Source organism: Pseudomonas sp. yb_2 (assembly GCF_043103905.1).
GTDB lineage: Bacteria > Pseudomonadota > Gammaproteobacteria > Pseudomonadales > Pseudomonadaceae > Aquipseudomonas > Aquipseudomonas alloputida.
In genome coordinates, this window is the sequence record NZ_JBICKH010000066.1 from 41345 (window position 1) to 54211 (window position 12867).

The 12867-nt window shown below is 57.2% G+C and carries 17 protein-coding genes and 2 pseudogenes; 12 read left to right on the plus strand and 7 right to left on the minus strand.

Translation table 11 applies throughout. The features are described 5' to 3' along the window. Positions 1-24: 24 nt before the first annotated feature. On the minus strand, positions 25-207 hold the full coding sequence (locus ACF8FB_RS16355; RefSeq protein ID WP_010951901.1) for a hypothetical protein: 183 nt from the start codon (positions 205-207) through the stop codon (positions 25-27). A gap of 167 nt (positions 208-374) precedes the next feature. Beyond that, a complete protein-coding gene (locus ACF8FB_RS16360) occupies positions 375-617 on the minus strand; it encodes a hypothetical protein (protein WP_051122507.1) in 243 nt (80 codons plus the stop codon). A gap of 250 nt (positions 618-867) precedes the next feature. On the opposite strand from ACF8FB_RS16360, the pseudogene ACF8FB_RS16365 reads away from it, so the two are divergent. The 5 genes and pseudogenes from ACF8FB_RS16365 to ACF8FB_RS16385 form a co-directional block, all read left to right on the plus strand. Beyond that, positions 868-1005, plus strand: a pseudogene (locus ACF8FB_RS16365) (PAAR domain-containing protein); the annotation flags it as partial. A gap of 697 nt (positions 1006-1702) precedes the next feature. Then, positions 1703-2101: a HipA domain-containing protein gene (locus ACF8FB_RS16370; protein WP_392511578.1), complete on the plus strand. Its 399-nt coding sequence runs from the start codon at positions 1703-1705 to the stop codon at positions 2099-2101. Further along, a complete protein-coding gene (locus ACF8FB_RS16375; protein WP_392511562.1) occupies positions 2098-2568 on the plus strand; it encodes a helix-turn-helix domain-containing protein in 471 nt (156 codons plus the stop codon). Before ACF8FB_RS16370 ends, ACF8FB_RS16375 begins: the two co-directional genes overlap by 4 nt. Positions 2569-2749: 181 nt before the next feature. Then, entirely contained in the window at positions 2750-3205 is a 456-nt protein-coding gene (locus tag ACF8FB_RS16380; protein ID WP_010951906.1) for a GFA family protein, read from the plus strand. 87 nt (positions 3206-3292) lie between these two features. Continuing rightward, positions 3293-3703 (plus strand): NUDIX domain-containing protein, encoded by a 411-nt coding sequence (locus ACF8FB_RS16385; RefSeq protein WP_010951907.1) that lies wholly within the window; start codon positions 3293-3295, stop codon positions 3701-3703. A gap of 27 nt (positions 3704-3730) precedes the next feature. On the opposite strand, the pseudogene ACF8FB_RS16390 reads toward ACF8FB_RS16385, so the two are convergent. Further along, positions 3731-3883 (minus strand): annotated as a pseudogene (locus tag ACF8FB_RS16390) (transposase domain-containing protein); the annotation flags it as partial. Positions 3884-3949: 66 nt separating this feature from the next. Here ACF8FB_RS16390 and ACF8FB_RS16395 point away from each other — a divergent pair. Continuing rightward, positions 3950-4399, plus strand: a complete 450-nt coding sequence (locus tag ACF8FB_RS16395) for a GNAT family N-acetyltransferase (protein WP_010951909.1) — start codon at positions 3950-3952, stop codon at positions 4397-4399. On the opposite strand, the gene tnpB is transcribed toward ACF8FB_RS16395, so the two are convergent. Continuing rightward, positions 4380-4685, minus strand: a complete 306-nt coding sequence (tnpB, locus tag ACF8FB_RS16400; protein ID WP_041167280.1) for an IS66 family insertion sequence element accessory protein TnpB — start codon at positions 4683-4685, stop codon at positions 4380-4382. The two genes, ACF8FB_RS16395 and tnpB, sit on opposite strands and share 20 nt — an antisense overlap. 152 nt (positions 4686-4837) lie before the next feature. On the opposite strand from tnpB, the gene ACF8FB_RS16405 reads away from it, so the two are divergent. Both ACF8FB_RS16405 and ACF8FB_RS16410 read left to right on the plus strand, forming a co-directional pair. Then, entirely contained in the window at positions 4838-5200 is a 363-nt protein-coding gene (locus ACF8FB_RS16405) for a hypothetical protein (RefSeq protein WP_148661743.1), read from the plus strand. Between the two features lie 886 nt (positions 5201-6086). Then, entirely contained in the window at positions 6087-6314 is a 228-nt protein-coding gene (locus ACF8FB_RS16410) for a hypothetical protein (RefSeq protein ID WP_003247523.1), read from the plus strand. Between the two features lie 64 nt (positions 6315-6378). Here ACF8FB_RS16410 and ACF8FB_RS16415 read toward each other — a convergent pair whose 3' ends face one another. Beyond that, on the minus strand, positions 6379-7764 hold the full coding sequence (locus ACF8FB_RS16415) for a GntP family permease (protein WP_392511563.1): 1386 nt from the start codon (positions 7762-7764) through the stop codon (positions 6379-6381). Between the two features lie 430 nt (positions 7765-8194). On the opposite strand from ACF8FB_RS16415, the gene ACF8FB_RS16420 reads away from it, so the two are divergent. The 4 genes from ACF8FB_RS16420 (at position 8195) to ACF8FB_RS16435 (ending at position 11074) form a co-directional block, all read left to right on the plus strand. Continuing rightward, positions 8195-9124, plus strand: a complete 930-nt coding sequence (locus ACF8FB_RS16420) for a malate dehydrogenase (protein WP_392511564.1) — start codon at positions 8195-8197, stop codon at positions 9122-9124. Between the two features lie 118 nt (positions 9125-9242). Then, complete coding sequence (locus tag ACF8FB_RS16425) at positions 9243-9731, plus strand: type VI secretion system tube protein Hcp (protein WP_047605116.1); 489 nt, start codon at positions 9243-9245, stop codon at positions 9729-9731. Positions 9732-9740: 9 nt separating this feature from the next. Then, positions 9741-10718, plus strand: coding sequence for a hypothetical protein (locus ACF8FB_RS16430; RefSeq protein WP_392511565.1), 978 nt, complete (start codon positions 9741-9743; stop codon positions 10716-10718). Then, a complete protein-coding gene (locus ACF8FB_RS16435) occupies positions 10715-11074 on the plus strand; it encodes a hypothetical protein (RefSeq protein WP_392511566.1) in 360 nt (119 codons plus the stop codon). Before ACF8FB_RS16430 ends, ACF8FB_RS16435 begins: the two co-directional genes overlap by 4 nt. A gap of 61 nt (positions 11075-11135) precedes the next feature. On the opposite strand, the gene ACF8FB_RS16440 is transcribed toward ACF8FB_RS16435, so the two are convergent. Continuing rightward, a complete protein-coding gene (locus ACF8FB_RS16440) occupies positions 11136-11957 on the minus strand; it encodes an amino acid ABC transporter permease (RefSeq protein ID WP_003247513.1) in 822 nt (273 codons plus the stop codon). Further along, complete coding sequence (locus ACF8FB_RS16445; RefSeq protein WP_098089762.1) at positions 11954-12775, minus strand: ABC transporter substrate-binding protein; 822 nt, start codon at positions 12773-12775, stop codon at positions 11954-11956. The genes ACF8FB_RS16440 and ACF8FB_RS16445 overlap by 4 nt, the downstream gene beginning before the upstream one ends. Positions 12776-12867: the final 92 nt, after the last annotated feature.

Here is a 12867-nt window from a genome sequence, read left to right on the forward strand (position 1 = left end):
GTGATGCTGGGCACCGCCTGGAACTCAGATTTTCCGGGGCCTGGCGGTCATGGCCCGTGCAACAATCCAAAACCGAACGTGCAGCGGCAGCAGCCGGCGCGCGGTTTCGTCCGTCACCTGGCTGGATATCTTGGTGGCCAGCGACTTGGGCACGCCCGCGTTGCGCAGGTGCCGCTCCAGCGCGCGGACGGTCGCGAAATCACGCATTCAGCAGGGCGGCGAATTCATTCGCCGGGCTTTGCCTGTTGCCCCCGATGATCCGCGCATGGTTGGCCGGCTCCAGGCCCAACATCGAGCCGAAGCTGATCATCTGGCGCATAGCCTCATTGGTGGCGGCCAGGGCCAGGCCACCCCTGTGAAGCTCTGGCGCGCCGCTACAGCTGCAATTCCTTGATGATGCTGGCCACACTATCATCACGGGCTAGCGCGTCTCGCGCCTTGCCTGTGAGGCCGACAACGGCGCGGTGTTCATACTGCAATGCAAGGTCTTTGGCCTTGTTCATAATCCTGGCTGTCAGCTCCTGGCTAATCGTCATCGGGCCTTTTGTTGTCCGGTTGTGACGGTCTATGTGGTTGGCCATTTCGTAGGTCATGCCAGTGCGCCGTGCTTTGGTCATCGCTCTGCCTCCGACACAAAAAAAGGGCACCCGAAGCACGTTAAGTTAGTGCCATTCGGGTCTGTCCCCCTTTTTTTATTTGCGGGAGTGAACAAAAAGGGGGAGGGCTCTAGTTCCCAAACCGCTAGGTTGTGCTTAGTCCTAAATCCGCGTTGCTCGTAGGAATCGTCTCGTTAGCTGCTCGAGGCCTCATTTGCCCCTTCCTAGCTGTTAGGTTCTTTCGCTCCTACAGTTCGCAAGGGACTCTGAAATGCGCGTCAGTCTGGATGGGCTTGGCCAAGCAGTAGACGGTGATGTGACCACCACAGGTGCGATTTGCATCGCCACCGGGGAAGGTTACCTCGACGAAGGACGAATGGTCCTGAGGATGGGGGATCCCACCACACCTTGAACGTTGATGCCACGGCGGTCGTAGCTCTCACTGGATCCTTCGCAAGTCCCGATTCGATTCCACAGAAAGCCATAAATAGCTGATTTTTTTATAGATACCCTATTAGGTACGTCTATAAATCCACCAAATTCCAGCCCCGTGAAAACCGGGCCCTGACGCCCTACAACCGTCCGTCTGTCTCCGCACCAGACAATTTGGCCGATGGTGATTTTTGCTATCGGGCCATCAATGTAAGCCAGCCTAATGCGGGCTTTCTTAAGCCTGTCTTTTCTCATCAGGCCTGCAAACCTCGGACTTAGCCGTTCCCCCCCCCCTGTAGGAGCGGGTTTACCCGCGAACACGGGCGAAGCCCGTGCCATCCACCACCTACCCAGCGCAATTAAACATAGTCCTATAACCCAAAGGCCGAGTCACATGCAGTTCCTGCTTCCCAGACGCAGCAACGACCTCTAGCACCCACTGGCGCGCTGTGAATGCATAATCGGTAGTGTGGTGCCGGTTTTGCCCGTGCTTAAGCTTTTAATCGGCAAAATATTGCCGATTCCAGTCGTGCGCACTAGTTTAATCGGCATTAAAATGCTGATTAATGGTGTCGCGATGCCGCTCAGACTCACGATCCGGGCTTCTCCGATGGTGCATGGCGCGAGGTAGCGACACTCTCGGTTGAGAACCCTGAGCGTGTTGCTGATGGAAGCTGCCTTGTCGCCTACGACGACTACATCATCTCGATCTGCTGAACCGCATTCTAGGGAACACCGATAACCACGGCCGCAACACCTGCATCATGCGTGTGGGTGGGAGGTTTCGTTTGGCGCCAATCTATGACCTCGCGTCAATGATCCAGGATGAAGAGGGCATCACCCGGACGACGAAGTGGGCGGCAGAGCGCAAGGGGTCTTCCAATTGGCACGACAACTGCGCTGAGCTTGTTGGTTACACTGCTCCCGAGGTTCTGCTGCAACGGTTGATGCATGCGGCTGAGGCATTCAGGACGTTGCCCGATCTGCTGACCGATGCACCTGAATCGATGCGCAATGCCTCTCTACCCGTGAATAACCGGGACAAGCGACTCGTGGAGTGGGGACTGCGATGAAAAAACTACAGCCTGAAGAGCGCGCCCAGCTCGTAGAAGATATCGTCAAGCGCAACGCGGCGGGGCTCGATCCAATTGGGGCATCCATCCGCCGTCTACGGCTCGAAGTCACCGGGCTTGACCAAGAGACCTTCGCGGCCATGTGCAAGATGTCCACGAAAAGCCTGTACGAACTGGAAAGCGGGAAGTCGAATCCGAAGCTCAGCACTTTGGAGGGCGTGCTGCGTCTCTTTGGCGTGCGGATGGGTATGGTGATGACTGCCAAAGATAAGCCCACTGCAACGCTCGTCGGCAACACTGTCGGCCAGTTGAAGGCTGGTGGGGCAATCGCTGTGGCCGCGCCGCTGGCCAGTTCCTGCGTGGTGGCCGGACCGAAACGAGGGAAAAGCCCTCCGGCAGCCAAAGCGAAGAAGGCAGTGTCGAGGCCGGCATCGTCACGGGCACGGAAAAGCAGTCAGGAACAGTGAGATTGATGTGGTATGCAAATAAAGTCTCATACCATTTTTCTCTAACTCATTGGTTGCGGCATTAAGTCTGGTTCAGTTACACCACTTCCCGGGAGGCAATCATAGTGTCAGGCTAAAGTACATAGATTTGGGCCTTTGTCTCGTGGATATCCAGGTTGCCTTCTCAGGCCAGGGAAACGTTATGACTGATGAAAAAAAGGATGATCGCCCTGTTTACCAAGCAGCCTGCCATTGCGGGACTGTACGGTTTGAACTGCGTTTGACCGATGGTCTGCGTACCGCGCGCAGGTGCAACTGTTCGCTCTGCCGCATGCGCGGGGCCGTGGCCGTGTCAGCCAATCTAGGCGATATCACTGTGACGCAAGGGGAGGAGGCACTGACCCTTTATCAGTTCCATACACGGGAAGCTAAGCATTACTTCTGCTCGAGGTGCGGTATCTATACCTTCCACCAGCGGCGTTCTGCGCCGGATCAGTATGGTGTGAATGTTGCGTGTATTGAGGGGATGAGTCCGTTTGATTTTGCAGATGTGCCGGTTAGTGAAGGGCGTGTTCATCCTAAGGATCGGGTAGATGGGGGAGTGGGGGTTGCGGGGTGGCTGCGGTATGAAGGTAACCCGGAGTGGGGTCAAGGGTGAGGTTAAGATGAAGGCGGGCTCATCGGTCAGGCAGCTTGCTTCGCTTATGCTTCCCAACTCACGTGTAAGGATCGGAGGTGTGACGGCATGGAAGCAGAAAAATCTTGTCCTGTAGTTCTGCGAGGCCGGGAAACGCTGGAAATTTTAGCGTTCGAGCATCCATTAGCAGGCTTTCAGCTGGTCAAAGGCAGTGTCGAGCCAGGTGAGGCAACCGACCTGGCTGCGGTTCGAGAGCTGAAAGAAGAAGCAGGTATTCCGTCGACAGTTGGGCGACATTTGGGGGAGCGGCGTTTCATCGTAACTGGACACACATGGGCATTTCATGAATGTCATGTTGCCCAAGACCTTCCTGATACTTGGGTGCATTTTGCAGAAGATGATGGAGGCCATGAATTCAGATTCTTTTGGCATCCTCTCATGAGCGAGCCCTCTGAAAATTGGCATCAGGTTTTCAAGGATGCTTTGAGCTTTATTCGGAAAAGGCTCACTGAAGCCTAAGTGCGCTTACAGCTTTCCCTGGGGTAGTCAGGCCGGCATCCACTGATGTGGTAGTAGTTGCCCAATCACACTGGCCCGCTGCGTCGGAAGCCGCGTCAGCACCTCTTTGAGGTAGGCATACGGATCATGCCCATTCATGCGAGCCGATCAGATTAGGCTCATGACTGCAGCCGCCCGTTTGTAAGCGTCCGGGGAAGGCACATTGTAATGCACTAAGCTGGAGTCCTATAGGATTGAGGTATCAGCATGAAATGTCACGTTCGTCCCGCCACGAGCAGAGATGCAGCAGCGATAAGCCGCGTAATTATAGCCGCCCTGCGTGAGTCAAATTCACAGGACTATCCGCCTGATGTGATCGCTCAGGTTGAGCAGAGCTTTTCTCCTGAAGCCATCACCACACAGCTTACGAAGCGCAGGGTCTTTGTAGCCTTACTGGGCGAAAACATCGTTGGCACTGCCGGTCTCGACGGTGATGTGGTCAGAAGTGTTTTCGTTGACCCTGCTCACCAGAAAGGCGGTATCGGGCGGCATTTGATGGATGTCATTCATATAACTGCTGCCAGCGCAGGCGTTGGAGCTGTACGTGTGCCATCGTCGATTACAGCTGAAAGGTTTTATACCGCGTTGGGTTATCAAAAAATCCGCGACGAGTTTCATGGGGCGGAACGCACCATTGTTATGGAGAAGCTGCTGTAGGATAAGCCCAGACTATTAGTACGATGGCAACGTCAGCCGGATCGGGTGATGTTTTTAACCGTTCGGAGTCCAAGCGCTTGAGCCAGAGACAGAAGCCGTTACGCTCCCAATATGGGATCTTCACGCGGTTGCGCGGCTTGTTTAGGAAGACGAAAAGCACCGGGTCGAACTCCACCACCTTGATATCGAGTTCGACCAGCGCAGCCAGGCCATCGATGGACTTTCGGAAGTCGACGAGCTTTGGGTAGAGATACACTTTTTCGACTTCGGCGTCAGGTCGCATCATGTGGGCGGGCTCCAGAAAAATCGGAAGCACAGCATCAGGTATGAATTAGGTGCTTCGAATGTGGGGTTCATGGAGCGCTTACATTTTTCCGTTGCCCGATGCCGCGCATGCTATACTGGGTTAGTACTTTTTTCTTAATCTGGTAAACTTCGATGCCAGACTCAAAATCCATAAAAAGGGCTTATATGTTTTTCGGGCTTCAAGAATGGGAAGGCTCCACCTCGGCCTGGCGGATTATCGCTGGAGAATTCTCGGTATTTCTTAAAAGCCGTTCTCCACTTACACCCGGCATGACTGATTGTTTTAAGCGACAAATCCAGCGCTGGCTTGGAGATAACTATTTTGGTTTCTTTGATGATCTCGTTGATGAGTTGGTCCGTATGGGTACGTGGGCGAAACTGGATAATAAGCAATCACTAAAACTAATTCGAGAGGCTGCAGTGCACTTTCCAAAGCCGCCAAGGTTTAGTAACCAAACACTTGCTGAAATGTTTGAGCTCGATCTTGGACTTTAAGCTCCACCTTCGACAAACTCGCGAAAAGCTAGGCTCTGTACGAAAAGCCTTGATACTTGTTCATGCTGCGTTGAAAACAGCCTCGGAATGCTCATGTACTCCAGTACACTCCGCTTCCTCGGCTGTTTTCGCCTTGCCTGACCTGCGTCTCAAGACTTTTCGTACAGAGCCAGGCCGCAGTGGATCGTTTTCGCCGTTCTTCACGTAGCATTTGAAATGGGTGGGCGTAGCTCTCACTTGAGCCTCCGCAATTCCCGATTCGATTCCACTAAGAGCCATAACTAGCTGATCTTTTTATAGATTCCCTATGAGGTACATCAAAAAATCTACCAAATTCCAGTCCCGCGGAAACCGGGCCCCCACGGCCAACAACTGTCTGTCTGTCTGTCTCCCCCATTTGCGCCGCATCTAACCTTCAAGTCAATTTTGATCCCAGTCTGTGTTATCCGACTTTTCCTACAATCCCCAGCGTCCATTCGCATCCCCCCAAACCTTGCATTGCAGTCCCCACGACGCTACCGTGCTCCAGTCGCGGCCAACTCCGCGACCGGGTTTGGCGACCCGAACGAAAAGGCGCATCGGCGCCCCCGACCACGATTGCAGGCGCTTTTTTTGCGTCCGCAGTTTCGTGTAATGGCGGCTGTGCGTGGGAGACCTTCGGGTCTGCCGAGTTCCTTTTCCTCGGTTCGCCAACCTGCGTACAGCTGCCACCCTAATCGTTTGGCGACGGTCAGCGTGGTGCTTCAATCGAAAAGGACCGCATGCATGCTCATCTCAAGTCCATCCAGGATCCTCGCATCCGTTCTCCTCCGCCGTTCCGCAACGGCCCTCAGCTACTTCACTCTTAGCAACCTCCGCTTCGTCTCCACCCAACCGGAGGCCCGCCATGTCTGACCAAGAACGCCTCTCCACCATCCAAAGCTACGCCTGGACCCTGGAACTGCTAGGCGAGGCCCTGGTCCAGCACGACGAAATGCTCGAGTGCGAACACAACCCGCGGCTGAGTTTTCGCAACACGGCCGGTATCCATCAGGCGATCCGGATCATCAGCCGGTTGGCCAGTGAGCAGTGTGGGAAGGTAATGGAACGAAGCGAGCAGGATCTGGAGCGTTAGGCCAGTTCGTTGCTCGAGGGTGGGGCCAGATTGGGGCTGCTGCGCAGCCCCCGTTGACTCGAGTTCAACCTATGGTGATGGCCGCATTCAACATCAACACCACCATCAGCCCAACCACCGCCACGATGGACTGCACCACCGAGATGGTCTTGGTGGCTTCGCCCATGGTCATGCCAAAGGATTCTTTCACCATCCAGAAGCCTGCATGGTTCGCATAGTTGAAGAACAGCGAACCGCAGCCGATGGACAAGGCCAGCAAAGGCAGGTTGAGGCTGGGGTCTGCACCTGCCAGCGGTGCCAGCAAGCCGGCAGCACCCACGATGCCGACGGTGGCAGAGCCGGTAGACACCGAGAGCAACATCGCGATAAGCCACCCCAGAATCAGGGGAGGGAAGGCAGATTGCTGGGTCAGGTGCACAATGGCATCGCCAACCTTGGCGCTGGTCAGCATTTCCTGAAAGGCACCGCCACCGGCAATGATCATGATGATCGAGGCAATCGGCTTGAGGCTTTTGCCCAGTGCATCGCGCAGCTGTTCGGCGTCGCCGCCGCGCGCAAGCACCAGGCTGGCACCGGCGAACAGCACGCCCAGCAGCATGGCGATCAGCGGGTTGCCCAGGAAGCTGGCCATCTCCAGCAGCGCATTGCCTTTGGGCAGCAGCATCTCGGCGACGGCATGCACCAGCATCAGGATGGCCGGCAGCAATGCGGCCAGCATGCCGACCATTACCCCAGGGCGGGGTTGGCCGTCGGCTTTTTCAGCCAGCGTGAACTGGTCCAGCAATGCCTGATCGGGCCGCGTGTTCATGCGCGGTGAAATGAACATGCCGTACAGCGGGCCGCCCAGGATCATTGCCGGAATGGCGGCAAGGAAGCCATAGAGCATGGTGGGCCCCACCGAGGTCTTGAGCACGGCAATGGCGGTCAGGGGGCCTGGGTGCGGCGGTACCATGCCGTGCATGGCGGCAAGCGCCGAAATGACCGGCACACCTACATACACGTACGCCGAGCCTTTGAAGCGCGCCTTGCTTTCCAGTTTGCGCGCCACGCTGAATATCAGCGGCAGCATGATCACCAGGCCGACTTCGAAAAACATGGGGATGCCAATGACGAAGGCAACCAGCATCATGGCCCAAGGGATCATGCGGTCGGAGGTGCGCTTGAGGATGACATCCGCGACCTGTTCCGTGACGCCAGCGTCAGCCAGGATCTTGCCGAGCATCGCACCCAGCGCGATCACCACCCCCACTGCGCCCAGTGTCTTGCCGGCGCCGGTGAGCAGGTGGGCGACGACGCTGCCTGGCGCCATATGCGTCGCGAAGCCCACGCCAATGGACACCACCAGCAAGGCCAGCAGCGGGTGCATTTTCAGGCGCGAAACGATGAGCGCCACCAGCACCAGAACACTGGCCAATGCCGTCAGTAATAGCTGTATATCTAAGGGAGTCATTCAAGGAGTCTCGGTTGGGCTGGCGCTCGGCTGCACTCAGGGTTTGAAGGCGTGACGGGCGTTTCCACGGGGCATGCAGGTGGCTGCCGTTGGGGCTGCTGCTACGGTTTCGAGGAAGGGAACGCGGCTTTGCGCTAGCTGCCGCTCACAGGCGGGCGCCTGGTAACGGAAGGTGGGCAGCAGGGAGGCGTGGCGCTGAGGCCGGTGGGCGGTGGTGTGGCGACAGGGCGCTTGGGCAGCATGTTCATTGGTTGATTCACCTTGTTGTATGGTCATCTATATGAATCTGGCCAAAGTATTCGCGCTGCCATGGAATACTGTCAAGTGAAGGTAGTCGCATCGTCTTGGGTGGCCATTTAGCCCCGGCAGGCAATACTTCTCTGTATACGCAGGCGTGTTCCTGGTGGCGCGCGCCGCTGGGAGGTGTCTGGTGAACAAATTAACGATTGTGGGTGCCGGCCTGGTCGGCGAGGCGGCGGCGCAGATCATCGCCCGCGATGAGTTGTGCCGTGAGCTGGTGTTGATGGACGTGCAGGGTGAGCTGGCGCAGGGCAAGGCGCTGGACGTTTGGCAGGCGGCTGTGGATTCAGGTTCCGATACCCATGTTCACGGCGGGGCCAAAGCCGAAATGCTGGAGGGGTCCGAGCTGGTGGTGATCACGGCAGGCGTGCCGCGCAAGCCCGGCCAGTCGCGCCAGGATGTACTGAGTACCAACCTGCCAATCCTCGACAGCATCATGGCGGACATCAAACAACACGCGCCGACAGCGACGGTGCTGGTGGTGTCCAACCCGGTCGATGTGCTCACCTATCGCGCCTGGAGCGTCAGCGGGCAGGGGCGCGACAAGGTGTTTGGGCAGGCGGGGGTGCTGGATACCGCGCGCATGAAGTGTTTCATCGCCGAGCAAACCGGGTTTTCTGCACGAGATATCACGGCGCTGGTGTTGGGCGGGCATGGCGACAGCATGGTGCCGCTGATGCGCTACTGCCAGATTGGCTCGGTGCCGTTGTCGCACTTCCTGTCCAGCGAGCAGATCGAACAGATTGTCGAGCGCACCCGTAAGGGCGGCGGCGAGATTCTGGGGTTGAAGAAGATGGGGAGCGCCTGCGATGCACCGGGCGTGGCCATTGCGCAGATGGTTGATGCGATCGCCAACGGGCGGAACCGTATTTTGCCAGCGGTGGCGATTCTCGAGGGCGAGTATGGGCGAACGGATATCGCCATGGGGGTGCCCTGTGTATTGGCAGAGAAGGGGCTTGCGCGGGTGATCGAGTTGCCGCTGGATGCGCAGGAACAGGCGATGTTCGACCACTCTGCCGACCAGGTAGCGCGGGATATTGCAGAGATGAAGGCGTTGTAGGGCTTGAAGCGTCATGCATCGGGTGTGGCGGCTCGGGCAGTGGGGGAACATTTTGCCTCCGTACCTGTCACACCCGTTCATTGGGGTTCAGACCCACCATTACCAAGGAGAGGTAGGCATGGCTTTCGACGCTTTTATCCAAATCGACGACATCGCTGGCGAAGCGCTGGATGAGCAGTACACCAACTGGATCGAGATCAACGGCTACAACTTCGGTGTCAATCAAAGCACGTCCGCTACCGCAAGCTCTTCCGGCGGTGCAACATCGGGGCGTACCACCTTGACCAACTTTACATTCACCAAGTTTCTCGACAGCGCGAGCTGCAAGCTGCTGGAAGCCAGCTGCTCGGGCCAGCATCTCAAGGAAGTAAAACTTGCGCTTTGCCGGGCAGGCACCGACAAACTCAAATATTACGAGATCGTGCTGGAAGAGGTCATCATCGCCGACTACTCGCAGAATGCAAGCTCGGGCGTTCCCATCGAAATCGTCCAGTTGAACTATGGGCGTATCAAGACCACCTATACCCGCCAGAAACGTTCCGACGGCAGCGGTGGCGGGAATGTCGCCGGCGGTTGGGACCGGATCAACAACAAGAAGTACGCGTGAGGTAGGGCCATGTCCGAAGCACGCAGCTTCATCAACCCCAGAACCCAGTCTTATCAGTCGCTTAAAGCCAGCACACCGTTGTCGGGGTATGCCAAGAGCAAGTTCGATGTGTTGAATGCCCACATTGCCAACAGCGTGGTCATGGCCGGGGAGTTGGTCATCCTGGGTGACGCTGGTACTCCTTCCTGCACCAGCCACGAAGCATTACTGATGGCCAAAGCTGTCGAGGTGCACGCTGGCCTGCTAACTAGCGGCGTAGACGCGGATGATTTTTTTCTCGAGCACTTCGACTTGCTGCAGAGCTTGCTGGCTAACGCCTCGATTGGGGCGGGCGCCGCTAGCGAGGGCTGGAGCAAGCACCTGACCAATATCAAGACCACCCTTGAAGAAATCGAGAAACTGCACCGCGACTACCTCAGTTCTGGCACTCTCGCTGCCCGTGATGCTTTCTACGCCAAGCGCTCTGCACTTTTCATGAAGCTTGAAAAGCAATTGGGCAACGTTGCTGCGTATGGTTCTGGTTTACGCCGTCAGGGCAAGATCAAGCAGGCATTGGGCATCTCGACCCGCAGTTATCTGCATACCGGCGAGATTTCGGGTTATGCCGAAAAGGTGTCTGGCGTTGCCAGGGCGTCGAACTTGGTGAAAAGGGGCACTTATATCGGTACTGCGCTGGATATGGCGTCCACCGGCCTCTCAATTCATAAGGCCTGCACCACGGGCCGGGAGGATCAGTGTCGGCGCGCCAAGTATGTTGAAACCTCGACGTTGATGGGGAGCCTGGCGGGCGGCAGTGCCGGGGGCTATTTGGGGGGTATGGCAGGCACCGGTATTTGTGCCGTCGTTCTGGGGGTCACTACAGGCGGTCCCGGTGCACTTGCTTGTGCTGTCGTCGGAGGAGCAGTAGGCGGTAAAGTCCTCGGAGATGCCGGGGGCAAGGGGGGCGAGATATTTGGTGACTTTTTGTATGGCGAGGTATCGGAGTGAATGAAGTTGAGCCTGGGCTAATTGCGATTCTGATTCTTGCACCCATGATGCTGGCGATGGTCGTACAGTGTTTCATCGCACATAAATACACTGAGTACTACGAGTCGTTGCTAACGCGCTGTAGCTTCGTGACCGGCAATAAAATCACGTTTCAACATGCAGGCCTTCTGGGCAAGGTTATGCGTACGGGTTTGATCTCCATGGTGCTGGCTATACCGAGCCTCTTCGTGCGCAGGGGGTTGATTGACTTCGATGAAGTCAAACGTTTCCCCTCAAGCATGAGACGACTGCTGGTGAGCCTGTTGGTCATTCACATACTGCTGGCTACCGCGCTGATTATGTTCACTTACGCGTAGCCTGGCCGCTCCTGCATGGGGCGCGGTCAGGCCTGTCGGTTTTGCACCAGCCGTGCAGCCCTCAGCGCTGATAAGCCTTGCCAAAATGCCGTTCCAGGCGCGCCTGCAGCAGCTCCAGCAGTATCGACAGCACCCAGTAGATCACGGCGGCGGTGGTCAGCATTTCCAGGTAGCGATAGCTCGAACGCCCATACGACTGCGCCAGAAACATCACCTCCCAAACCCCCATCACGGAAATCAGCGACGAGTCCTTGAGCATCGAGATGAACTGGTTGGCGGTGGGCGGAATGATCACCCGCATGGCCTGGGGCAGGATGATGTGGCAGAAGATCTGCGGCGTGCGCATGCCCAGCGCCAATGCTGCTTCACGTTGCCCACGGGCCACCCCGAGGATGCCGGCGCGGAAGATCTCGCTCAGGTAGGCCCCGTAGTTCAGCGACAAGGCAATGATGCCGGCGCTGATGGCGCCGGGTACCAGGCCCACCTGCGGCAGCCCCAGGTAGATCAGCAGAATCTGGATCAGCAGCGGCGTGCCACGGAAGAACGAGGTGTAGAAGCTGGCCACACCCACCAGCACCGCGCTGTTGGATAACCGTGCCAGCGCGGCGGCAAAGCCGAGCAGCACGGATACCACCATCGAGCACAGGCACAGGAACAGGGTCAGTGCGGCGCCTTGCAGAAAACCATTGGGCCCCAGCTTGAAGCCGGCCAGGTTGGGAAACTTCTCCAGAATGATGGCGAACTTCAGGTCAAAGCTGAGGAAGAAGGCGACAAACAGCCCGAACAGCGCCAGCCAGGTCAGCAGTAACCGGGTGCGAAAGCCGAACAGGCCGGCGCCCGCAGGCTTTGCCACGGGCTTGGGGGAGGGAGGGAAGGTGCTCATTTGCTGATGTCGGCGCCAATCCATTTCTGCGACAGCTTGGCCAGGGTGCCATCAGCCTTCAGCTCGGCGAACACCTGGCGTACCTTGGCATCCCACTCAGGGTCGCCTTTTTCGATGGCCACCGCGTTGGGCTCTTCATACAGCGGCGCGCCGGCCAGCTTGAAGCGCTTGTCCTGCTGCAGGCGCGGCTGCGCGGTCACCAGGTTGGTAATGATGGCGTCCAGGCGCACGCCAGTGCCCAGGCCCAGGTCCTGGAAGGCGACGTTTTCAGTGTCGTAGGGGGCAGCCTGCACGAAGTCGAACGGGTAATTGATCTTCTGGTCTTCCTTGCCTTCAATGACCAGGTTCTTGTTCAGGTAGCTTTCGTAGCTCGATGCACTGATCGAACCCACCTTGCGGCCTTCCAGGTCTTTGGCGCCATGGATGCGCTCATCCGAGGCATTGACCACGATCACGGCGGGCGATGCGTAGTACTCCACAGGGAAGTCGAACACCTCGGCGCGCGCCTTGCTCGGGGTCATCGAGCAAATGCAGATGTCGTAGCGCCCGCTCCAGCGGCCAGCGGCAATCACGTCCCAGGACGGTGTTTCCAGGCGCAGTTTGACGCCGAGCTTGTCGGCCACTGCCTTGGCCACGTCCACGTCGTAACCGTCGAGCTGGTTGTGGTCATTGAGGAAGGAAAACGGCGGGTAGCTTTCCATCAGCACGTTAACCATTTCCTTGCGCGATTCAACTCGCTCCAACGTGGCGCCAGCAAAGGCTTGGGTGGCAGTTGCGAGCAGTACAAGGCCCGCACCCAGCAGAGAAGAAAATCGCATGTACATACCTGATATGTTGGGCAAATGGGTGATAGGGTATTTAATAGTTATAACCCTAATCCCCATAATGAATTTTATTCATAAGAACCTTC